Source organism: Kosakonia sp. H7A (genome assembly GCF_003028445.1).
In the GTDB taxonomy this organism is placed as follows: Bacteria; Pseudomonadota; Gammaproteobacteria; order Enterobacterales; family Enterobacteriaceae; genus Kosakonia; species Kosakonia radicincitans.
In genome coordinates this window covers 374,816-397,099 of the sequence record NZ_PYTZ01000001.1, presented here as the reverse complement: position 1 = coordinate 397,099, position 22,284 = coordinate 374,816, and the positions used below count along the sequence as shown (strand labels likewise).

The 22,284-nt window shown below is 52.3% G+C and carries 15 protein-coding genes; 10 read left to right on the top strand and 5 right to left on the bottom strand.

Annotation, left to right across the window (positions count from 1 at the left end; translation table 11 throughout):
• Positions 1–13 precede the first annotated feature (13 nt).
• Together CWM66_RS29195 and CWM66_RS01700 are read left to right on the top strand one after the other, a co-directional pair.
• The gene (locus CWM66_RS29195) at positions 14–184 is read left to right on the top strand and encodes a YnfU family zinc-binding protein (protein WP_313902140.1); all 171 of its coding nucleotides are present in this window, start codon (positions 14–16) and stop codon (positions 182–184) included.
• 156 nt (positions 185–340) lie between these two features.
• Entirely contained in the window at positions 341–8,929 is an 8,589-nt protein-coding gene (locus CWM66_RS01700; protein ID WP_107146179.1) for a GH36-type glycosyl hydrolase domain-containing protein, read from the top strand.
• 13 nt (positions 8,930–8,942) lie between these two features.
• Here the strand turns inward: CWM66_RS01700 and CWM66_RS01695 are convergent, their stop codons facing one another.
• Positions 8,943–9,176 (bottom strand): hypothetical protein, encoded by a 234-nt coding sequence (locus CWM66_RS01695; RefSeq protein WP_007374831.1) that lies wholly within the window; start codon positions 9,174–9,176, stop codon positions 8,943–8,945.
• 673 nt (positions 9,177–9,849) lie between these two features.
• On the opposite strand from CWM66_RS01695, the gene lpxP reads away from it, so the two are divergent.
• From lpxP to CWM66_RS01655, 7 genes are all read left to right on the top strand, one after another.
• Positions 9,850–10,758, top strand: a complete 909-nt coding sequence (gene lpxP, locus CWM66_RS01685; RefSeq protein WP_007374834.1) for a kdo(2)-lipid IV(A) palmitoleoyltransferase — start codon at positions 9,850–9,852, stop codon at positions 10,756–10,758.
• Between the two features lie 390 nt (positions 10,759–11,148).
• Positions 11,149–11,403: an EF-hand domain-containing protein gene (locus tag CWM66_RS01680; RefSeq protein ID WP_007374836.1), complete on the top strand. Its 255-nt coding sequence runs from the start codon at positions 11,149–11,151 to the stop codon at positions 11,401–11,403.
• A gap of 65 nt (positions 11,404–11,468) precedes the next feature.
• The gene (locus CWM66_RS01675) at positions 11,469–12,500 is read left to right on the top strand and encodes an efflux RND transporter periplasmic adaptor subunit (RefSeq protein ID WP_071920715.1); all 1,032 of its coding nucleotides are present in this window, start codon (positions 11,469–11,471) and stop codon (positions 12,498–12,500) included.
• Positions 12,493–15,627, top strand: coding sequence for an efflux RND transporter permease subunit (locus CWM66_RS01670; protein ID WP_107146178.1), 3,135 nt, complete (start codon positions 12,493–12,495; stop codon positions 15,625–15,627). The genes CWM66_RS01675 and CWM66_RS01670 overlap by 8 nt, the downstream gene beginning before the upstream one ends.
• On the top strand, positions 15,624–16,355 hold the full coding sequence (locus CWM66_RS01665) for a response regulator (RefSeq protein WP_007374840.1): 732 nt from the start codon (positions 15,624–15,626) through the stop codon (positions 16,353–16,355). Before CWM66_RS01670 ends, CWM66_RS01665 begins: the two co-directional genes overlap by 4 nt.
• Entirely contained in the window at positions 16,352–17,659 is a 1,308-nt protein-coding gene (locus tag CWM66_RS01660) for an ATP-binding protein (protein ID WP_107146177.1), read from the top strand. The genes CWM66_RS01665 and CWM66_RS01660 overlap by 4 nt, the downstream gene beginning before the upstream one ends.
• Positions 17,660–17,990: 331 nt before the next feature.
• The gene (locus tag CWM66_RS01655; RefSeq protein WP_007374842.1) at positions 17,991–18,218 is read left to right on the top strand and encodes a DUF1737 domain-containing protein; all 228 of its coding nucleotides are present in this window, start codon (positions 17,991–17,993) and stop codon (positions 18,216–18,218) included.
• A gap of 407 nt (positions 18,219–18,625) precedes the next feature.
• On the opposite strand, the gene CWM66_RS28845 is transcribed toward CWM66_RS01655, so the two are convergent.
• Complete coding sequence (locus CWM66_RS28845) at positions 18,626–18,934, bottom strand: hypothetical protein (RefSeq protein WP_035943411.1); 309 nt, start codon at positions 18,932–18,934, stop codon at positions 18,626–18,628.
• A gap of 240 nt (positions 18,935–19,174) precedes the next feature.
• Here CWM66_RS28845 and CWM66_RS01645 point away from each other — a divergent pair, with 240 nt between their 5' ends.
• The gene (locus CWM66_RS01645; protein ID WP_007374843.1) at positions 19,175–19,681 is read left to right on the top strand and encodes an RNA polymerase sigma factor; all 507 of its coding nucleotides are present in this window, start codon (positions 19,175–19,177) and stop codon (positions 19,679–19,681) included.
• Positions 19,682–19,851: 170 nt separating this feature from the next.
• Here the strand turns inward: CWM66_RS01645 and CWM66_RS01640 are convergent, their stop codons facing one another.
• Genes CWM66_RS01640 through exbB form a run of 3 tightly spaced genes read right to left on the bottom strand, consistent with a single transcriptional unit; the run spans position 19,852 to position 22,117 of the window.
• Positions 19,852–20,709 carry an energy transducer TonB gene (locus CWM66_RS01640; protein ID WP_107146175.1) on the bottom strand — a complete coding sequence of 286 codons (858 nt, stop codon included), beginning with the start codon at positions 20,707–20,709 and terminating at the stop codon, positions 19,852–19,854.
• The gene (exbD, locus tag CWM66_RS01635) at positions 20,706–21,143 is read right to left on the bottom strand and encodes a TonB system transport protein ExbD (RefSeq protein ID WP_007374845.1); all 438 of its coding nucleotides are present in this window, start codon (positions 21,141–21,143) and stop codon (positions 20,706–20,708) included. The genes CWM66_RS01640 and exbD overlap by 4 nt, the downstream gene beginning before the upstream one ends.
• A gap of 2 nt (positions 21,144–21,145) precedes the next feature.
• The gene (gene exbB / locus CWM66_RS01630) at positions 21,146–22,117 is read right to left on the bottom strand and encodes a tonB-system energizer ExbB (protein WP_107146174.1); all 972 of its coding nucleotides are present in this window, start codon (positions 22,115–22,117) and stop codon (positions 21,146–21,148) included.
• Positions 22,118–22,284: the final 167 nt, after the last annotated feature.

The following is a 22,284-nucleotide window of genomic DNA, read 5'->3' as shown; positions in this document are numbered from 1 at the left end:
CATTGAAAGGTTAATGATTATGTCCATTATCGATTACGCAATGAAACTCTTCAGCGGTGCTTCTACCGCCACTGCCGCTTGCCCTGTTTGTGGCTTGAAATCAGCTCAACCGGTGTCAAAAATCCGTCGCAATCAGGCCATGATGTGCCCAGGGTGTAAAGCCCTGTTTATCTCCCGACGCTAGTCCGACCGAAAAACCTCAGACAGGGCCCACATTTTATACCTAAGTTAAATTCCAGCAGCTGTTAAATCCCTGATGCCTTACGCCCATCCTGAGAGAACGTTTCTGAACTGATTTCGCAACTGCTCCTGCGCGCTAACGTCGCATCAGAGCAACGCTATGAAAATGAACCCCAGAGCGTGGTTTAACCACTCCCGTATTCCTACGAATGACGCAGAAAACATGACGTTTTCGGCGAACGATCCTGACGGTGAAAGCAATCCGCGGTCAGAGCTCTTTTCGACTGCCCAGATGGAACGCTACGGTCAGAAACTGGCGCGCACACATAAATTATCGCCGGATAAACTTCCTTATTACCTGCTGAAAAGGCTCGCCGACAATGAGATCGTCATCACGCAAAACTGCTATGAGCTTAACGCGGGTAAAAAGACGAGTATCATGCCCGCAGGGGAATGGTTGCTGGACAATTATTATCTGATTGAGGAGCAAATCCGCACTGTCCGTCAGCACTTGCCGAAAAGCTTTGGCAAAGGTCTCCCGTCGCTGATGTCACCGCTGAATTGTCCACGAATTTACAATATTGCATCAGAGGCCATTGCTCACGGTGATGGCCGCTGGGATACAGCCAGCCTGACCAGCTACCTCACCGCCTATCAACAGGTGGCACCGCTGACATTAGGTGAAGTCTGGGCCTTGCCGGGGATGCTGCGCCTGGCGCTGATTGAAAATCTTCGTCGTATCAGCATGGAAGTGATAAAAGCTCAGCAGGACAGAAACCTGGCAGATACGTGGATAACAAGGATTTTCGAATGTGCAGAGAACGAGCCAGGTGATTTAATCATGGTGGTGGCCGATATGGCGCGCTCTCGTCCTCCGTTAACCAGTGCGTTTGTCGCAGAGCTGGTGCGGCGCCTGCAGGGACATGGCAACGCGCTGTCGTTACCTCTTACCTGGGTTGATCAGTGCCTCCGGGAACAGGGAGTCACCACCGACATTCTCATACATAGCTTCAATCAACAGCTTGCCGCCAGCCAGCTATCCGTCAGTAACAGCATCGCGGGTCTGCGATTACTGAGCGAAACGGACTGGGCTGATTTCGCCGAAACGATCAGTGTCGTCGAACAGGCATTACGCAATGATCCTGCCGGTATCTATCCCCGGATGCACTTTAATACCCGGGATCATTACCGCCACGTTGTTGAGATCCTTGCCAGAGACAGTGGTCTCAGTGAGCCTGAGGTTGCGGGCAGGGTGCTGGCGCTTTCGGGGGAGAGTGCTCCCGACACACAGGAACATCACGTTGGCTATTATCTGGCGGGCGAAGGTCGACAGCAGCTGGAGATTCATCTGTTGGCTGACACCTCCAGGCTCATACGTTTGCGGCACAGTTTCAACAGAATAACTCTGTTGTCCTGGCTTGGAAGCCTGGCGTTGTTGACAACAGCAACGACAGCGGCAGTTTTGCACGAAACTGCTCTACAGGGCGCAGACTGGCTGTTGATCGCGGTGGCATTGCCTCTGATTATCGCTTTAACTCAGTTAATGAGTGATTTGCTCAGTGACGCAACCACCCGTTTTCGCGTTCCTCATCCATTGCCTGGGATGGATTTTTCAACCGGCATTCCTGCTGACAGCGCAACCATGATCGCCATTCCCTGCATGCTGACCAGCCACGATAGTTTCAGCAAGCTCCTCACCAGCCTTGAAGTCTGCTGGCTGGGGAATCAAAACGAAAATCTCAGGTTCGCTCTGCTCACCGATTTCGCTGATTCTGAGAATGAACCCTCGCCGGAAAATAACGCCCTGCTCAGACAGGCTATCGCCGATATGCAGGCGCTTAATCGCCGCTATCCCTCTAGCCGTCCACGTTTCTATCTGCTACACCGGGAACCTGAATGGAACCCCTCTGAAGGAACGTGGATGGGCTATGAACGCAAGCGGGGAAAACTGGCGTTGCTGAACAGCTGGTTGCGTCATCCGGGGACTCAATTCGTCAGTGTTGCGGATATACCAGCTCATCTTTTACCGGGTCACATTAAATACGTCATTACCCTGGACAGTGATACGGTGCTGCCGCGCGATACGGCACACAAGCTGGTCGCGACAATGGCGCATCCGCTGAATAAGCCAGAGTATGATCCGCTACGCCAGAGGGTCATTAAAGGATTCGGCATTCTGCAACCCGGCCTCGCGGAGGAGATACCACGCAACGGTCAGGGACGTTATGCCGCCATACGCAGTAACGTGCCCGGTAATAATCCTTATTCGATGATGTCTTCGGATATCTATCAGGATCTCTTTGGGGAAGGATCGTTCGTCGGTAAAGGGATTTATGATGTCGATATCTTTGTGCTGGCCACTGCCAACACTTGCCCGGAAAATCTGGTTCTCAGCCATGATTTACTTGAAGGGTGCTATGCACGATCGGGGCTACTGAGTGAGGTCTTACTTTACGAACAGTACCCCAATAATTACCTTTCGGACGTCGCGCGTCGTTCACGCTGGATCCGGGGCGACTGGCAACTGCTTAACTGGCTGAAGCCACACGTCAGAAAAACTGATGGAACCCGGGATAAGAACCCGCTGTCCACACTTTCTTACTGGAAATTACTCGATAATTTGCGTCGCAGTCTGGTCGCACCTTCTTTACTGGTATTGCTGTTCTTCTCCCTGATTTGGGTACCCAATCCATTTTACTGGCTTGGCGTACTGGCACTGATATGGCTGTTACCTGCAATCCTCAGCATCGCCCACAACTTTCTGCATAAACCTCTGCGTCGTCGCCTGAAGCCGCATCTGTTACTGGTGGGGGCAGGCGCGCTGAAGCGTTTGTCAGGCATCGGCCTTAATTTTGCGGTACTGCCGCATGAAGCCGGATATTCGCTCAAGGCAATTGCCGTGACGCTATGGCGACTGGGGGTCAGCAGGCGTCACCTCAGCCAGTGGGTCAGTCACAGCCTGGACAGCAATCAGGACAAACCCTCTGTTGCGCGATTTTATCAGGCGATGTGGCTGAATGTTGCAGGTGGCGTGACGCTTATAATACTGACCGGACAATATGCGCCGCCACTGCTGGCGATTGCTTTGCCGATCGGTTTGTTATGGTGTCTGGCACCACTGCTGATGAGCTGGCTGAGTCGCCAGCCTGTGCGTAAGGTGTTTTCGCCAAATCAGGAACAAAAACAGTTGTTACGCCAGACAAGCCGTGAAATCTGGGCATTTTTTGAGACCTTTGCCACAGAAAAAGAAAACTGGCTTCCACCTGATAACTACCAGGAAATACCGCAACCGACGGTGGCCCATCGTACTTCTCCTACCAATATTGGCCTTTCCCTTATGGCTAACCTGACGGCCTGGGATTTTGGCTATCTGCCCGGCGGAGAGGTGCTCCGGCGCGTGTCACTCACCCTCGACACACTGGATAAAATGGAGCATTACCGGGGCCATCTCTATAACTGGTATGACACCCGTACGCTGGCCCCCCTCAGCCCACGCTATGTTTCAAGCGTCGACAGCGGAAACATGGCGGGGCATTTGTTGACACTGCGTGAAGGGCTGTCCGCCATGCGTCATCAGCCCGTTTTAAACATCCAACGGATACTGGCAGGAGTGAACGATATGCTGGATATTCTGGAAAAACAGTGGGGCCAGAACCCGCCTGATAGCCTGCGACTGCTGCGCAAACACTACCTGAGCGCGGTGTTGCTACCTCCGCAGGCGTTTTTCAGCGAGCTGAAAAAAATGCGCACCCAGTGCAACCATTTGACAACGCAATGTCATCAGGGGTCTCCTCTTCAGATGCGCTGGGCAGGGCACCTGGAGCATCAACTGGTACAGCTTTGCCATGAGTGGTCGCTGCTGCTTGGCTGGTTACCTGCTTCCTGGAACGAACAGCCGCTGCCGACTCTGAGCGAGCTTGCCCGTGCGACATTTACCGGTAAGGGAACACCTCCGGCGTCAGCGACGGAGCAGGCCCGGATGCGACTGAATATTATCACCGAGCTTGAACAGCGGTTGAATGAGCATGCCCGGATGGATTTCGCCTTTCTGTACAGCGAAACAACCAGTCTGCTCAGTGTCGGTTATAACTGTGACACAAATACACCTGATAAGAGCCATTATGATCTCCTGCCATCTGAAATCCGCCTGACCAGTTTTCTCGCCATTGCGACTAATCAGTTGCCTCTTAAAAGCTGGTACGCGCTGGGGCGGCTGTTTACCACGATTGATAATGAAACTGCCCTGATGTCATGGAGCGGGTCTATGTTTGAATACCTGATGCCGAATCTGGTGATGCCCACCTGGCCTGGCAGTCTGCTCGATGAGATGAGTCAGTCGGCGGTTATGCGCCAGATTCACTGGGGGAAAGAACGCGGGGTACCATGGGGCGTTTCAGAGTCTGGTTATCATGCTTTTGATGTTCAGCATAATTATCAATATCAGGCATTTGGCGTGCCGGGGCTCGGTCTGCGCAGGGGACTTGCCGATGACATGGTTGTCGCCCCGTACGCCACACTGCTGGCGCTGATAGTCTCACCACAGAGAGCCTGTGAGAATCTGTTCAGACTGCAAAAAAATGGTGCACGTGGCGAATACGGTTTTTACGAAGCGCTGGACTATACCCCCTCACGCCTCGCAACCGGACAGCTCTATGCGGTGGTGCAGTCATGGATGGCACATCACCAGGGCATGGCTTTTCAGGCGCTGGCCCATGTGCTGCTTGATGCCCCCATGGCTGAGCGATTCATGTCCAGTACAGTTTTCCGGTCAGCGAGTCTGCTGTTACAGGAGCGCGTGCCGGATGCGGTCGATCTCTACAGCCCACGCCGTCATTTTGAATCTCATGAGGGCAGGGTCAAACCCGTTCGCTATGAACCCCGAATTTTCAATGGGGTGGACACACCCGCCCCGGATATTCAGTTGCTGTCCAACAGCCATTATCATCTGATGTTGACAGCGGGAGGGGGAGGTTACAGTCGCTGGAATAATATTGCTCTTACGCGCTGGCGCAGTGATACCACGCGCGATAACTGGGGAACATTCTGCTATATCCGCGATATGCAGACGGGCGACGTGTGGAGCAATACCTGGCAGCCGACAGGCAACGCCAGCGAACACGACGAGGAAGTGATCTTCACCGATGCGAGCGCTGAATTCAGACGAACCTTCGCTGGGCTCAGCGTCAAAACTCAGGTTGTGATCTCCCCTGAGGATGATATTGAGCTGCGACGGCTCACACTGATTCATCGTGGTCGCCAGCCCCGAGCCCTGGCGCTGACAACCTATGCCGAAGTGGTACTGGCGCCTGATGCCAGCGATCTGGCACACCCGGCATTCAGCAATTTGTTTATTCAGACTGAGCTGAATCCTGAGCGTGACGCTATTCTTTGCCACCGGCGCCCGCGCTCACCGGATGAACCGAGTCCTTGCCTGTTTCACATGATGGTGGTGCATGGCGATAACCGTCATAACGTCTCGTTTGAAACGGACAGGGCAAAATTTCTTGGTCGTGGCAGAACCCCTGCTGATGCCCTGGCAATAGAGGGCGGAGGGCCGCTCAGCAACACGTCGGGGCCAGTACTGGACCCTATACTGGCGATACGCAACACCATCATTCTGCAGCCGGGGCAGCCGGTCACGATTGATATCATTTATGGTATCAGCGATACCCGCCAGCAGAGTCTGGCGTTGCTGGAGAAATATCGCGATCACCCTATTGCCGATCGCGTCTTTGAACTGGCCTGGTCGCACAGTCTGGTGGTATTACGCCAGATGAACGCCAGTGAAGATGATGCCACTTTGTTTAATCGTCTCGCCAGCGCAGTGCTTTACCCTGTCCAGGAGTTGCGCGCCGAAGGTCAGGTGATCAGCCGTAACCGGCGTGGTCAGTCCGGTCTGTGGGGCTGGGCAATTTCAGGTGATCTGCCGATAGTGCTGCTTAGTATTACCAGTGAGGAAAGTATCGCCTCCGTTACCACACTGATTCAGGCACACCGGTACTGGAGACAGAAAGGACTGGATGTTGATTTGGTGATCCTGAATAACAGCCCCGGCGGCTACCAGCAGGGATTACAAAATAAGATTATGGATTTAATTTATGCCGGGTCTGAAGCCAGCCTGCTGGATAAAACGGGCGGGCTTTTCGTCCGTAACGGTGAGCACCTCTCCGCTGAGGATAAGTTGCTTTTGATGAGCGTGGCCTGTCTTTATCTTGATGACCGCGCAGGTGGAATTAATGAGCAGCTTAACCAGCGTATTCATACCCTGAAACCTCCGGTAAGAGCGTTCATTCCGCGTGCTGTGCGGGAGCGCAATCAACATACGGACTGGATCCCCGACATCAGTCAGTTAAGCCATTTCAATGGGTACGGTGGATTTTCGCAGGATGGTCGGGAGTACCAGATTGTCCTGCGGGAAAATGAGCTGACACCGGCACCGTGGTCAAACGTACTGGCAAATTCCCGTTTTGGCAGCGTGATTTCAGAGGCGGGACAGGCTTACACCTGGTATGAGAATGCGCATGAATACCGGTTAACACCATGGGAGAACGATCCGGTAAGCGATCGCAGCGGCGAGGCGTTTTATCTGCGCGATGAAGAGAGCGGTGAGTGTTGGTCACCGACGGCTTTGCCTGTTCGCGGACACGGTGATTATCTGACCCGCCATGGTTTTGGTTACAGTGTTTTTGCCCATCGTGAGAACGGTATAGACAGCGAGCTGACGGTTCTGGTTGCCGAAGAGGCGCCGGTAAAACTGGCGTTCCTGACGCTCAGTAACACTTCGGGACGAACACGAAAACTCTCTGTCACTGGCTATGTGGAGTGGACACTCGGTGGAGCCCGAACGCGCTCAGCACCTCACATTGTGACACAGGCGGCCAGTATCCCTGGCGGCTGCGGGGTGCTGGCGAACAATTTTTACGGTGATAACGGTGGCGGGCGTACTGCATTTTTTGCCGTCAGCGGTAATGATTGTTCACTGACAGGCGACCGTCGCGAGTTTATCGGTCGTAATGGTTCCCTGCACGATCCGTCTGCTATGAAACTGCGCAAACTTTCGGGTAAGACGGGGGCAGGGTTGGATCCCTGCGGGGCGGTACAATCGGCGGTCACATTAATTGATGGGGATCAGAGGACGTTTATTTTTATCCTCGGCGCAGATGAAAATCACGCACGTGCTCAGGAGACGCTTGCCCATTATATGAATGAGAATACGGTCCGCCAGGAGCTAAACCGGGTTCACAACCACTGGCACAATGTGCTCGATAAAATCGTGGTTAACACCCCCGACACTTCCGTAAATTTACTGGTTAATGGCTGGCTAATGTATCAGACAGTCGCCTGTCGCCTTATGGCCCGCAGTGGTTACTATCAGTCTGGCGGCGCATTTGGTTTTCGCGATCAGCTGCAGGATACACTGGCACTGAGTCATGCCGATCCGAACCGGATGCGTGAACAGATAATACTGTGTGCATCACGGCAATTTATCGAGGGAGATGTGCAACACTGGTGGCACCCTCCACATGGCAACGGTGTTCGTACCCGCTGTTCTGATGACTACCTGTGGCTTCCACTTGCCGTTTGCCACTATGTTGAAACGACGGGGGATAAGGATGCCCTGGAAATCCTCATCCCTTATCTGGAGGGACGTCCGCTTCAGCCTGGTGAGGAGTCTGTCTATGACACGCCGGTCATCAGCGGCACCGAAGAGACACTCTGGTTACACTGCGTCAAAGCGATTCAACATGGTCTGCGGTTCGGAGAGCATGGCCTGCCGCTGATGGGGGCAGGTGACTGGAATGACGGGATGAACCAGGTAGGTATCGAAGGCAAAGGTGAAAGCGTCTGGCTGGGCTTCTTCCTGTACGATATTTTGCAGCGGTTTGCAGCGCTGGCGGAGCGCAGGCAGGATGACACTGTCGCCTCGATGTGCCGTTCACAGGCCCTGCGCCTGCAAAACAATCTCGAAGCCCATGCCTGGGATGGCGAATGGTACCGGCGCGGGTACTTTGACGATGGTACGCCCCTGGGATCGAAAGCCTCGCAGGACTGCCGGATTGATGCGATTGCACAGAGCTGGTCTGTATTGTCCGGGGCCGCAAGCCCGGTTCGCTGCGCGCAGGCCATGCAGGCGCTGGATAAGCACCTTGTGGATAATGAGGGGGGATTGATAAAGCTTTTAACACCTCCTTTTGATGGGCACGGTCCTAATCCGGGTTACATCCAGGGGTATCTGCCCGGAGTGCGGGAGAACGGGGGACAGTATACACATGGCGCTATCTGGGCAGTGATGGCATTTGCCCGAATGGGGAATGCAGAACGCGCCTGGCAACTCTGGTCAATGCTCAACCCGATAAATCATACCCTGAATGCGGACTCGGTCGGGATCTATAAAGCTGAACCTTATGTCATGAGTGCTGATGTCTACAGTGTCGCTCCCCATACCGGACGAGCAGGATGGAGCTGGTATACCGGTTCCGCAGGCTGGGCCTTGCGTTTACTTACTGATGAATTACTGGGGATAAAACGCTCCGGTGCTGCCTTTACTGTTCATGCCCGGTTGCCAGATGAGTGGCCGTCTTTTTCTATGAGATATCAATATGGCGAAAGCCATTATCAGATTAGTGTCTCACGCGGCGAAGGAGAATATCGGGTTACGCTGGATGGCGTTCTCCTCCCTGATGACAGAATCCCACTGCGGGATGATGGCCAAAACCATACGGTTGAAATCATTCAGAACGGATACTGATTTCAGACGCGCATTAACGTCTGCCGTTAATGCGCTGATTATCCCTGAGAACATCAATCGCAGTTTGCATGGCGACTTTGTCATCCCGCCTTTTTTGCTTGCCCTGCATAACCTGAAGGTATTCAAGCAACGTTCGGGTATTAATCGGTCGGCCCTGTTTACCCACAGCCAGCACGGCTTCACCAAGAATAATTTTCACGGGCGGCAACTGTGCCGGGTACCAGTCAAGGGTGTCTTCTGATTTCATCATAAATTTCTCATGGAAGGGTATTGTATCATAAATCAGACATTCAATTTTCAATATCTGGTGTTCTGCCTGCTGGCTATTATTCAGATCATCAGAATGCGGATATATTGGGGGCTTATCAGCCCCGCAACCTAATCTAAACGATGCCGGGAATGACAACATTTCTCTTATACTGCTGTGGTAGAGGCCATGATAATGAAATCTATTAAATCTGTTTTTATTGAAGGAGATATCCTTTCGAACAGCCGTCACAGACAGGCAGGTCAATCTTTCTGTATCCGGTATCCACCGGGCCAGATTTAATAATGACCACTATGCAATTATTCGTGAAATATCAGGGGTATGTTTCAAACCGGGCGAAGTTATTCAACGAAAAGGTTATGGTTTTATAACCTTACCCAAATTCACCTTTTCGCTTTTGAGTATCCTGAGGATGATGAATCCAGAAGACAACTTCCTGCATGCCAATAATCAACCCATAAATTTATGGCAAAAAAATTACTGCTTCACTATTTTCTCCCGGTTCTCCATATTTTTTACCATTACTTGCAGGATTGTTTTATTTTCTGAATTTAAACAGTCTGCAACTGTCTAAAACGATGTGTATCGCTAAAGACGAATTCTTCATTATTTTCCTTATGCGTTACAACTTTCATTAGCATTAAGGAAATTTATGTCACAACCCTTTAATCATAATTTACTCTATCCCCGCTACTGGTTTACCTGGTCTGGTTTGGGCCTGCTGTGGCTTATAGTTCAACTTCCTTACCCGGTCTTACATATTCTGGGCTCTGGTCTTGGAAAAATATCCAGACACTTTCTGAAACGCCGGGAACGTATTGCGATTAAAAATATTGAGCTCTGCTTTCCCGAAATGACACCATTTGCCCGAAGCCAGATGGTCAATAAAAACTTTGTTTCTCTCGGTCTGGGACTGATGGAAACGGGCATGGCCTGGTTCTGGAGCGATGCGAGAGTCAAGAAATGGTTTGATGTCGAAGGGGTTGAAAACCTGACCAATGCAACCAGAGGGGTAATGGTTGTCGGGATTCATTTTATGTCTCTTGAATTGTGCGGAAGAGTCATGGGGTTATGTCATCCTATGATGGCAACGTATCGCCCACACAATAATCCATTGATGGAATGGGTTCAGACAAAAGGGCGTATGCGTTCAAATAAAGCGATGATTAATCGACGTAATTTATCTGGCTTTGTTCATGCTCTTAAGGCCGGTGAAGCTGTGTGGTTTGCACCTGATCAAGATTATGGGCCTAAGGGCAGCGTTTTCGCTCCCTTTTTCTCCGTAAAAAATGCAGCCACGACGAATGGAACATATGCACTGTCAAAACTCGCTGGCGCAGATTTGATCACTCTTAGCATGATCCGACGGAGCGATAAAAAAGGTTATCAGATGTATATCAGTAATCCGTTATCAGGCTATCCCGAGGGCGACGAGGTCGTCGCAGCTGGTTACATGAATAAAATCATCGAAAATGAAATCCTCCGTGCCCCTGAACAATACCTGTGGATGCACCGCCGGTTTAAAACCCGTCCAGCAGGTGAAGCATCCTTATACGAATAATCACATCAACCTGTGACCCGCATCGGATACCTCTTTACTGGCAACAGATAGTGGTATCTGAATTACGCGTCGGTAAAACGGCGTTAATTGTGGCGCATGCAAATTCAATATGCGCGCTGATGACCTTCCCCGAAAAACTCAGTGACGAAGCGATTGCGCGCTTGCATCTCCCAACCTGGTGCCAATCATCTCCTTAATGCACATCTCCGCCAACATGGTTACGCCGCGCATCCTGAACTGAGCGGGAGTCTGCTCAGTGTTCCGATGACATGCGATGACATAAGTCTGGAACAATTCAGAAACCCTTCCTGGCTGGCTTTTCTATATTCTTTTTCCGTGAAGTTCTGCTTTTCCCGATACGCTCTCATTAACGGTAACTCGAGGTAATAAATGAAAAAGTTCCTGATGCTGGCTGCAGGTTTCGTCTTTATCAGTGCCGCCAGTGCCGCACCGGCGGATAGCCTCGCACAACGTATGCAAAATCGCTTTACTGCCGCGGATACCAATCATGATGGAAAACTGACTCTGGCCGAGGCGCAGGTTGGTATGCCACGCGTCGCCCGGCACTTTTCAGAAATAGATACCGCGAAAAATGGCTATATCACCCTCTCGCAACTCAGTGCATTTATGGCTGCGAAAAAATAATCAACCCCATGAACGCGCTATCCATGAAGACGCTTAGTGTGACATGCGGGTATGGACTGTTGTTGATGGCCGGCTGTTTTCTGGCGGGCTGTAAGCCACAGGAAAACGCTCCCCGGCAGTCGGTTCCTGTGGTTTCGGTAAGCGTGCCGCAAAAACTCACATTTGACTCGTCAATTACCGTCACCGGGACACTGAGTGCTTCAGAGCAGGTGCAGATTGCAGCGCGCGTCGCTGCGACGCTGCAATCTGTCAATTTTAAAGACGGCGACCTGGTACAGGCCGGACAAGTGTTGTTTACGTTAGACCCGGCTGCCTTACAGGCACAGCTTAATTCGGATCAGGCCACGCTGATAAATGCCCAGCGTGAAACCGACCGCGACCAGGCACTCTATCCGTCACGCGTTATCTCCTTGTCAACCTTGCAGGACGCGCAAACCGCCAGAGATCAGGCCCTGGCACAGCGGGATATTGCGCAAATTAATCTTGGTTATACGCGTATTACCGCACCTTTCACCGGACGCATCGGGCGGCGCACCGTTGATGTCGGTAATCTGGTAGGTACCAGCGGTAATACCGTGTTAGCCACGCTGAATAAAATCGACCCGTTGTATGTCACTTTCAGCCTTAATCAGTCAGACGCGACGCGTTTTGGCATTATCGCCGCACGCAGCGATGCTGTCGCGCATCAGCCGTTAGATATCACCATTCCCGGACTAAGTGAGCCTCTGCATACCGCCATCGATTTTGTCGATAACCAGCTTGACAGCGCCAGCGGCAATATCACCCTGCGCGCGACTCTGCATCAGCCGCCAGTTAACCTGCTACCGGGTATGTTTGTCCAGGTCACTCTACATGCGGCAGCGCCAGTGAGCCAGTTGCAACTTCCGGCCACGGCAGTGCAGGGCGACAGTATTTTCCCGGTTGCCGCGGATGGCACGGTTAGCCGCCTTAGTGTTAAAACGGCTCCCGGTAGCGGTGAGCATGTCATTTTGCTCAGCGCAATTGACAACACGCAACGCGTCCTGACCTTTGCCCGTCCGGATTTGTTGGGGAGAAAGGTGAACGTCAGCAACGAGGCGCAAAGCCAGCATGATTAAGTTCTTCCTCGACCGGCCAGTTTTCGCCAATGTGTTGTCACTGATTATCCTGATCCTCGGCGCTGCTGCGTTATGGGTGTTGCCGGTGTCGCAGTATCCCCCCATCACTCCGCCGACGGTTCAGGTGGTGACTCACTATCCAGGAGCCAATGCACAGACTTTGCAGGGGCAGGTAGCGTTCCCCATTGAGCAGCAGGTAAATGGTGTCGAGAACATGCTGTATATGAAATCCACCACCGGCAACGATGGTACCTATACCCTGAATATCACCTTTGCTATCGGCACCGATAGCGACCAGGCTCAAATCCTGGTGCAAAACCGTGTGCAGGCTGCGCTTTCCCAACTGCCGGATGCGGTGCAGCAGCAGGGGGTAACGGTGCGTAAAAGATCAACGGCCATTTTGCAGTTGTATAGCCTGCAATCGAGCGACCCGGCTCAGGACACACTGTTTTTGAGCAACTACGCCACTAATCATCTGCGCGACTCACTGGCGCGCATACCTGGCGTGGGTGATGTCACGGTGTTTGGTACCGGAAATTACAGCATTCGCATCTGGCTGGATGCGGCGCGTATGCAGCAATACAGCCTGGTACCGGATGACGTCATCAGCGCTATCAAAGCGCAAAACCGCAGCGTCAGCGCCGGGCAGTTGGGCGCTCCACCCGTCGACAGTGGCCAGCAGAGGCAACTGACGCTTAACGTTAATGGCCTGCTGACCGATGCCAGCCAGTTCAATCAGATCGTTATTAAAAGCAGCACCCAGGATGGTGGCAGGCTGGTGCGTTTACAGGATGTCGGCCATGCCGAACTGGGTTCATCGAGTTATTCGCAATTTTTCACCATGGACGGTAAACCTGCAGCAGGGATTGCTATTTCACAGTTACCGGATGCCAATGCGCTGGACGTTGGCGCAGCAGTCGCTGCAGAGATGCAAAAAATGTCAACCCAACTGCCGGCAGGTATGCACTATTCACTGCCATTCGACACCACCAACTTTATTCAGAGTTCAGTCGATGACGTCTACAGCACCTTGTTGATTGCCAGTCTGCTGGTTTTACTAGTGATCGTGGCATTTTTGCAAAACTGGCGGGCGGTGCTGGTACCCGCCACCACGGTACCTGTCACCCTTATCGGCACGTTCGGTGCCATTTACCTGATGGGTTTTTCCATCAATCTGCTGACGTTGTTTGCCATCGTGCTGGCGATCGGTATCGTGGTTGATGATGCGATCGTGGTGGTCGAAGGCGTGAGTCATCATATAGAACAGGGATATACGCCGCGCGAGGCGACGCTGCGTGCCATGCGCCAGCTGTTGCCGCCAATTATTTCTATCACCCTGGTGCTGGTGGCAGTGTATCTCCCGGACAGCTTCTTACCGGGGCTTAGCGGCCAGATGTATCGTCAGTTTGCGCTGGTGATTGCCGTGACGACCTTGCTCAGCGCTCTTAATGCGTTGACGCTGAAACCGGTGCAGAGCGCACAGTGGCTGCGACCGGTGAAAGAGGGAACCAGGCCCTGGGTTTACCGGAAGTTCAACCAGGTTTTCGGCTGGCTGGAGAACGTTTATCTCAACGGTGTTCGCCGCTTAATCCGCCACAGCAAAGCGGCGCTTATCGGTGGCATGGTGATGATCGTGCTGGCGTTAGCTGCCTTCCTCAAAATTCCTACCGGATTTATTCCGCTGGAAGACCAGGGTTACCTGTTGGTATCGCTGCAACTGCCAGACGCAGTTTCGCTGGGAAAAACCGCCAATGTTACTCAACAGGTAGAGGGCGTGCTGAATCAGCAGCTTGGGGTAGATCATGTCGTGGTCATCGGTGGACTGTCACCGCTCGACAATAATGCGTCCTTGTCCAACGCGGCGCTGATTTACATCACCCTGAAGCCCTGGAACCAGCGTGGCAGGAACCAGGATTTACGTTCAATCTATCTCAACCTGAATAAACAGCTGGCAGGAATTCCCGATGCCAATGCACTGGTGATTGTGCCGCCGCCGATTCAGGGCGTCGGTAACGGCGGCGGTATGCAGATGATCCTGAGCGAGAATGACGGGAAAAGTGATTACAGACATCTGCAGCAGGTGAGTGACAATTTTGCCCGACAGGCGATGGCACTGCCGCAAGTGTCGCGCATGTTCAGCACACTGCGCGCTGATGTGCCGCAGATCAATGTCACGCTGGACAGAACGCGCGCGGCAGCGATGGGCGTATCTCCCGGTGATGCCTTTGATGCGATGCAACAGTATCTTGGTGCCAGCTATGTCAATCAAATCACCCGCGAGAACCATAGCGTGAAAGTTTATGTGCAGGCGCAGTCAGATCAGCGTCTGCTGCAACAGCAAATCTCCGCACTGACGGTAAAAAATGCCAGCGGTGAGCCGGTTTCGCTGGCGACACTGGTCAGTTTCACCCCGACCCGGGGGCCAGCTGTTGCTTCTTTATATAATCTCAACCCGGCTGCCACGCTCACCGGTATGCCCGCACCGGGTTACAGTAGTGGGGCAGCGATGCAGGCGTTGGAGACACTGGCTAAAGCCACTCTGCCGCCGGATATCAGCCTGTCCTGGACCGATATGTCGTATCAGGAAAAAGTGGCCGGAAACCGTATCTATATTGCCTTCGCCATGTCGCTGCTGCTGGTTTATCTGGTGCTGGCGGCACAATATGAAAGCTACTGGTTACCTGTCAGCGTAATCCTTGGTGTCCCACTTGCCTTATCAGGTACGGCAATCACATTGTTAGCGCTGAATATCGCTAACAATCTTTATACTCAGATTGGCGTGTTATTGCTCGTCGGTCTTGCCGCCAAGAATGCGATCCTGATTGTCGAATATGCCCGTCAGCAGCGCCTGGCCGGTAGTAGCATCATTGATGCTGCACTGACGGCGGCCAGAACGCGTTTCCGGCCGATTATCATGACATCGCTGGCGTTTACCCTGGGCGTAGTACCGCTGATCTTTTCCAGCGGTGCCAGCGCCAGCGCCAGAAAATCACTGGGGATTACCGTTTTTTCGGGAATGTTGTCAGCGACTTTGCTTGCCATTCTGTTAGTCCCTTGTTTTTATGTCGTTTTGCAACGTGCACAAGAGGCCTGGCAGGCGCGACGCAGTCGGGGGAATGATTTATGAGTGACGCGAAACCCGGGTATAAGGCGAAGAAAATCCTCGTTCTGGACGATGAAAATGAACTGCGCAGCATGCTGCAACGCTATTTAAGCGATCAGGGGTTTGAAGTCAGAACGGCGGAAAACAGCGCGCGACTCGACCGGTATTTGCAGCGTGAACCTTTTGATCTGCTGGTGCTGGATCTGATGATGGAACCGGAAGATGGTCTGTCCGTTTGCCGCCGCCTGCGCGCGGCGAAATACACGTTGCCTATCCTGATGCTCACTGCGCGCGGTGACCCGATAGACCGGGTGATTGGTCTGGAAACCGGCGCTGATGATTATCTCGCCAAGCCTTTCCTGCCGCAGGAATTGGTGGCGCGTATTAAAGCAATCTTCCGGCGGCAGGCGTTGCAGCGTGGTGAAACACCCAGCGGTTCGGGGGAGGTCTGTTTTGGCCCTTACCGCCTGGATATCACCCGTCAGACGCTTTACCGCGCAGATCAACCGCTGGCACTAAATTCTGCTGAAATGAATCTGTTGATTGCGCTGGCTACCACGCCTAACCGGCCGATCAGCCGGGAGAATCTGCTGAACCGCGCCAGAGGTCGCGAGTATGAAGCGCTGGACCGAAGCGTCGATGTGCAGATTTTACGCCTGCGCCAGCAACTTGAAGTGCAACCTTCCGAGCCCCGCTGGCTGAAGACCGTCTGGGGCATGGGTTACATGCTGATTGTAGATAGCGAAACGTGAAAAAATTCTGGCCTCGCTCCCTGCTGGCACGCAACAGTGTCCTGTTGATATTGCTGGTCACATTGACGCAATTCACCACGCTGGCGGTGTTTCTGGTTTTTATCCAGAAACCCCGGGTCAATGACGCCGCCTCGCTGATTGCCTCGCAGATCGTAATGCTCGATAAGCTGCTGGCAACGGTGCCAGCCAGGGATCGTGATCGCTATGTGCAGGCGGTGCAGGGCGTTGCTCAGCCACCACAGCATTCCATAGAAATACCCACGCTGGGACTGGCTGGGTTCTATCGTCGTTATTATCTGAAAGTCTTTCTTGATAGTCTGCATCAGCAACTTCCGGCGGGCATTCAGTTGCGCTGGGAGCAGGCACCCGGAAAAAAATTATGGGTGAAGGTGAACACCGCCGGGCAGCCGTACTGGATTGCGCTGGCCGTGGAGCCTTCGGACCATCTTTCTGGCCTGATAAGCGCGATTTTGCTGTCAGTCGTTTTGTCCCTGATGGCATTGCTCACCGCTTATGCCCTGCAACGTCGCATCAACCGGCCACTGACATCACTGGCTCGGGCCGCAACTGACGTCGGAAAGGGAGGATGGCCGCGTCCCTTATCGCCAGAAGGGCCGACTGAAATCAAGACGGTCAGCCTGACATTTAATCACATGCTGGATGGTCTGGCTGAGATGGAGAATACCCGGGCGCAGATGCTGGCCGGTATTTCTCACGATCTGCGAACGCCACTGACCAAGCTGAGGCTGTCGCTGGCAATGAGTGAGCAGGGGAAATCCACCCAGGATGATTTTGGTCGTTATTTTGATGACGTTGATAACATTCTTCAGCAATTTATTGATTATGCCCGTGGCAGTGCAACGGAGTTAACTCAACCCGGTGACATCAACCAGATAATTACCGAGCTGACACATGATTTTACCGGGCTGGGACAGAACTTTAGCCTGAACCTTGCCCCGCTGCCGGTGTTCCTTTTCCGCCCCGTCAGCGTGATGCGCCTGCTGACAAACCTGATGCAAAACGCAGCCAAATATGGCCGGACTGGATTAGAGGTCGCCAGTTGGCGGGAACAAAATGTCGCCAAAATTGCGGTACGCGATTGCGGTCCCGGTGTTTCAGAGCAGGATTTATTGCTGATTATCAAGCCCTTTCATCGCGGAGCTGGTACTGCCGCCCGGCATAACGGTTCCGGGCTGGGATTAGCCATCGCGCACCAGATTGCCCGGCAGCATGGCGGGGATCTCAGCGTCAACAGCCGGGCAGGCGGCGGGCTGGAGGTGATGGTTACGCTGCCTTTAGTCTGAGATTCCAGTTTGCAACAGTCTGTAGTGGCACGATTTATCGTTCCTTCAGATCGGTGTCTCAATATTATTGATACGTGTATTTTCACAATACGAGAGCATTTTAAAATGCTTCTTGATTCGATATTCCACTCCTCCAGCATCCGGACATGCACCTTAACCGAAATTGCCGGGAGAAAATCTATGGTGTGAACCACGCGCAATTACCCGGGCAATGCATTTGAACATGCCGTGAGCTTTGTGGTCAGACTGGCCATCGTGGTATTTTACGGTTTTGTGAAGATGAGAATAACGACAGAGCCTAACAGGCTAAATTTGAAAGAGGAGTACTACCATGATCAATCCAGAAATAAAAAATAAGGGCCATGAACCTCCGGATGGTCTTCCTCGTTACCGTCTCCTGACAGGTAAGGATGACGCTAAATTTTGTCATCGGGTTTCAGAAGCGCTGGCGCTTGGTTATCAACTGTATGGTTCCCCCGCCGCGACGTTTAATGGGCAGGATGTGATTGTTGCACAGGCTATCATATGGCCTGAGGTGCAGCCGGATCAGGCTTCGTAGCAATGGCGTCGGTTCACCGCGTCCGGAATCCGCCCGGCGCTGTTCTTCACCGCCTGTGTTTGTTGTAAGGTAATTTGCATCACTCGCCGAGACACATTTTTTTTACGCAGGCCTTCTTATTCGTTCTGTCTTTCACTGTTTGCCAGAACTGTGGACCGCAGTAATCCCACTCCGTGCTTTAATCAACGAGATGTCGGGTGCAAATTAACGGAAAGGCAGATTTGACTGGCGTATTCAGGAAGCAAAAATCAACCAATTCAACCATTATCAGGCAGATGTATAGCTATCAACATCAGATCTCGTTTTCTGTAATTCAGGTGGCCTCACCTGCTATCTGATACTGGAGAAATACCGACAGCACCATTATTTGGCCGGGAACTCAAAAAATACATGGAACTAAAACAGGTCTATTGACAGGCCGTCTCACAAGTTACCAGTGCATCATTCGCATCTTTTTTGGGTGATGCGTCAATGCTTTTACGTGCTGGGTGGGGATAAGTTGGACGGAAAGCCCATTGTTTGAAAAGTGTGCCCCAGGAACGTGAAGTTGCACAAGCCTCCATTCCAACGATCAAACCTGCAGGAAACTGGAGAATGCAGTCCAGCAATTTAGCTCGGGAAACCTTACGGGTAATTGCAATCCCGTCATTCATCCAGACGCAGATCTGAAAGACTGATTTAACCAGATCGATGCTAATGACTTTTATCGCGTTCATGATGCTGTTCCTCTGAAAAAATACCCATTATAAATGTGGCAGAACTTGCGCTGAGAGAGGGACATCCTGGCTGTCTTTGTCAGCCCGTACTTTTCATACCGTTTCCTCATGCCCAAATCTTCGCGAATCTTTACTCACTCTCAGAGTATCTATATATGGAAATACTATTAGTGTCGTGTGCTGAATTCGTTTATATTTAGTTTAATATTGAATTATCCTTGTCCATCTGGAGTTATAACGGTGATAGCAACTCATAATATTCTCGATGTGTTTGTTGATCTCCATCCGACATTGCAGCGGATAATCACCTATCGTACCGGTTCACGGCAGGTTGCTCAGGATCTGACGCAGGATATTTATTTTCGCATACTTAATCTGGCTAATCAGTTTCCGACTCATGACGACGCGCGAAATTATTTGATTCGCATCGCCATGAATGCCTCAACGGACTATGTTCGTACCGAACAACGCCGTAGCCAGCTACTCAAAGGCGCTTTTGAGCTATTTGAAAACTACATGCCAACCCCGGAAGAAAACCTGCATTATAAGCAGCAAATAAAAGAGATAGATGATGCTTTATCCTCTTTACCTGAAAAGTCTCGAGAAATCCTCTACATGAGCCGCGTTGAGGGTATGACTCATGCACAGATAGCAGAAAAGCTTGGCGTATCCCGTAGCCTGGTAGAGAAATATGCGGTTAAAGCAGTGCTGCACTGTCGGGAAGTTTTGCTGAAAAATCAGTCGTAATTTAAAATAGATTATCACTTCCCTTTTATTCTTTATTCCATCCTTGTTATTTTATTTATCCAGTAAAACTTCTCACCCCCATTTTTTAAGTTTATTCACTTTTGCGCAGACGATAAAAAATCGCCACCTTCGCATTACGACGATGGCGGTAATTTTATTTTAGGCTTCAGTCAAACATTGCGAATAGAAAATGAAACTGGCACCACTAATACCATTCTATCCGATTGCGTAAACGCGCTGGCCGGTGGTTTTGGAAGCGGAGATGCTCGCTCCAGCAGCTGGAGCGATTCACGATCCAACGTAACATAACCTTTACTTTTCTCAATAGCAGTTTCCAGTACATTGCCATTGCGGTCTATAGTGAAGCGTACCATCACTGTATCCTGCTGTTTCATCCGCAGCGCATAGCCGGGATAGCGCTTCTCGCGCTGAAGCTGGGCGAGGATCATCGACTGCCAGTTCTGCTTCTCCGTGGCGGCCTGATTACTGGCGGCGCCGACCTGCGGGGCCTGATTCTGTTGTGAAAGCCGTTCGCTACTGTTGCTGCGCACTGAGTCCGGCGTGGTGATTAATGCCGGTTTTTTTACCTCAACTTTTTTGGGCAGTGGTTTAACTTCGCGTGGCTTAACGGTTCGCTGTGGTTTTGGCTGTTTAGCCTCCGCTTTCGGCCTCTGCTTGCTGTCGTGGACCACCGCTTTGACCTCGGCGTTTTTCACTTCTTTCGCCGCCACATCCAGTTTGGCGGACGAAGGTGGCGGTTCTGATTCATCGGGTTGGCTAGCCTGCTGTGCAACGCTTTCCTGGCTGGAAATCTGCGAGGTGGTTGGCATCACCGCCATAATAACCGACATCGGTGCCGCTGCCGGGTTGGGCATCACCATCGGTGGTGCCGGCGGTTTCCGCAGCAGATATATCAGCACTAACAGATGTACAGCAACCGCCAGTAGCAGACCGATTGACCACGATAGCTTTTCTCCACGCGGCTTTACGCGCAGGGGCTGGACATTATTGAGAATAAAGCTGGTCATGGATGATTCCCCGCCGCCTCACTGGGCAGGCCAATCAATGCCACTTTGGTATAGCCGCCATCGCGCAGCAGATCCATAAAGGTCATCAGCCGTGCATAGTCGATATCTTTATCTGCCCGCAGGAAAATCCGCGCGTCCTTATCGCCGTGGGTTCCGGCATCCAGATCGGCGATAAAATCTTCGCGGCTCACCGGTTTATCACCGATGTACAGTTGGTTATCGCTCTTCAGGCTGACGGTAATTGGCTCCGGCGCAGGCGTCGGCTGGCTGGAGGTGGTTGACGGCAGATCCAGCGGAATATTGGCCGTAGAGAGCGGCGCCGCTACCATAAAGATGATCAGCAGCACCAGCATCACGTCGATAACTGGCGTAACGTTGATCTCGGCAAGCGCGTTCAGATCGTCGCCGCCAGCGGATTGAGAGGAGAAGGCCATAGCTATGATGCTCTCGTCAGAAGAGGATGAGAGTTCTGTTCCAGCGCATCCAGATCGTGGCTGAGCAGGCACAGGGTCAGGGTCATCGATTCGGCCAGCAGCAGGCGATAGCCGGTGATAAGCCTACCGATAACGTTGTAGAGGATGACCGCCGGAATGGCGACCACCAGCCCCAGCGCGGTGGTAAACAGCGCTTCGGCAATACCGGGTGCAACCACGCTGAGGTTGGTGGTCTGCGACTGCGCGATGGAGATAAAACTGTGCATAATACCCCAAACCGTGCCAAACAGGCCGATAAACGGCGCAACGGCGCTGGTGGTGGCGAGGATGCTGGCACCCCGTGTGGCCAGGCGCGCTTCCGCGGCTTCAATGCGCTGGATAAGGGCGACAACGCGGTCGCGCAGCGCTTGTACCGCTTGAGTCGACAGGCGATCATTCGCACGATCCAACTCGTTCAGCGCAACCTGGCGCATTTGTTCACAGCTCTTCGCGGAGAGTTCGCCACACTGGTGAAGCGAGCGTTTACCGGTCAGCAGCAGGAGATTTTTTCTCAGGCGGCGACCACGCACCAACAACTCCAGGGTTTTACCGGACCAGATGCTCCAACTGAGTACGGAGGAAAAAATCAGGATCAGGATCACCGCTTTTACAATCCGGTCCGCGTGGTGATAGAGGGCGAGCGGTGAAAAGTCTGTCAGCATCGGCGGTTTTGCGGCTGCGGTGACGACAGGTCGTGTTGTACCAGCGGGTTGTGTAGCTTCGGTGGTTGCCGGGATAAGGTGTGGCTGAACTGGACTCTGAATACTTTCGCTGGTGGCGCTGGCGGAAACCGCATTGACCGGAATGGCCTGCGGTTCAGCCCGTACGGCCATCGATGCTGCGATCAATAACAGCAATGGTAAGCTGAAGTTGACGCGGATTTTTGCCGCACCCGACGCATCGTCAGATTTTTCAGAATTGGTATGCACGCTCATTCACTCCTCATTACACTGGCATAAATCATTCGGAATACCGCAGGTCAGCACTGCACGCTGTGGTGATACGATGAAAACGACCCTACCTGCCGTTTTCATCACCCGCCGCAGTAAAAAAACTCGATATTTTTAATGTCGTGTGATTTTTAGTTTTTTTTGCCAAATTA

Bases quoted from the DNA above. Each gene is read 5' to 3' on its own strand.
- CWM66_RS29195 (WP_313902140.1), top strand. From the start codon at position 14: ATGATTATGTCCATTATCGATTACGCAATGAAACTCTTCAGCGGTGCT.
- CWM66_RS01700 (WP_107146179.1), top strand. From the start codon at position 341: ATGAAAATGAACCCCAGAGCGTGGTTTAACCACTCCCGTATTCCTACG.
- CWM66_RS01695 (WP_007374831.1), bottom strand. From the start codon at position 9,176: ATGAAATCAGAAGACACCCTTGACTGGTACCCGGCACAGTTGCCGCCC.
- lpxP (WP_007374834.1), top strand. From the start codon at position 9,850: ATGTCACAACCCTTTAATCATAATTTACTCTATCCCCGCTACTGGTTT.
- CWM66_RS01680 (WP_007374836.1), top strand. From the start codon at position 11,149: ATGAAAAAGTTCCTGATGCTGGCTGCAGGTTTCGTCTTTATCAGTGCC.
- CWM66_RS01675 (WP_071920715.1), top strand. From the start codon at position 11,469: ATGGCCGGCTGTTTTCTGGCGGGCTGTAAGCCACAGGAAAACGCTCCC.
- CWM66_RS01670 (WP_107146178.1), top strand. From the start codon at position 12,493: ATGATTAAGTTCTTCCTCGACCGGCCAGTTTTCGCCAATGTGTTGTCA.
- CWM66_RS01665 (WP_007374840.1), top strand. From the start codon at position 15,624: ATGAGTGACGCGAAACCCGGGTATAAGGCGAAGAAAATCCTCGTTCTG.
- CWM66_RS01655 (WP_007374842.1), top strand. From the start codon at position 17,991: ATGATCAATCCAGAAATAAAAAATAAGGGCCATGAACCTCCGGATGGT.
- CWM66_RS28845 (WP_035943411.1), bottom strand. From the start codon at position 18,934: ATGAACGCGATAAAAGTCATTAGCATCGATCTGGTTAAATCAGTCTTT.
- CWM66_RS01640 (WP_107146175.1), bottom strand. From the start codon at position 20,709: ATGACCAGCTTTATTCTCAATAATGTCCAGCCCCTGCGCGTAAAGCCG.
- exbD (WP_007374845.1), bottom strand. From the start codon at position 21,143: ATGGCCTTCTCCTCTCAATCCGCTGGCGGCGACGATCTGAACGCGCTT.
- exbB (WP_107146174.1), bottom strand. From the start codon at position 22,117: ATGAGCGTGCATACCAATTCTGAAAAATCTGACGATGCGTCGGGTGCG.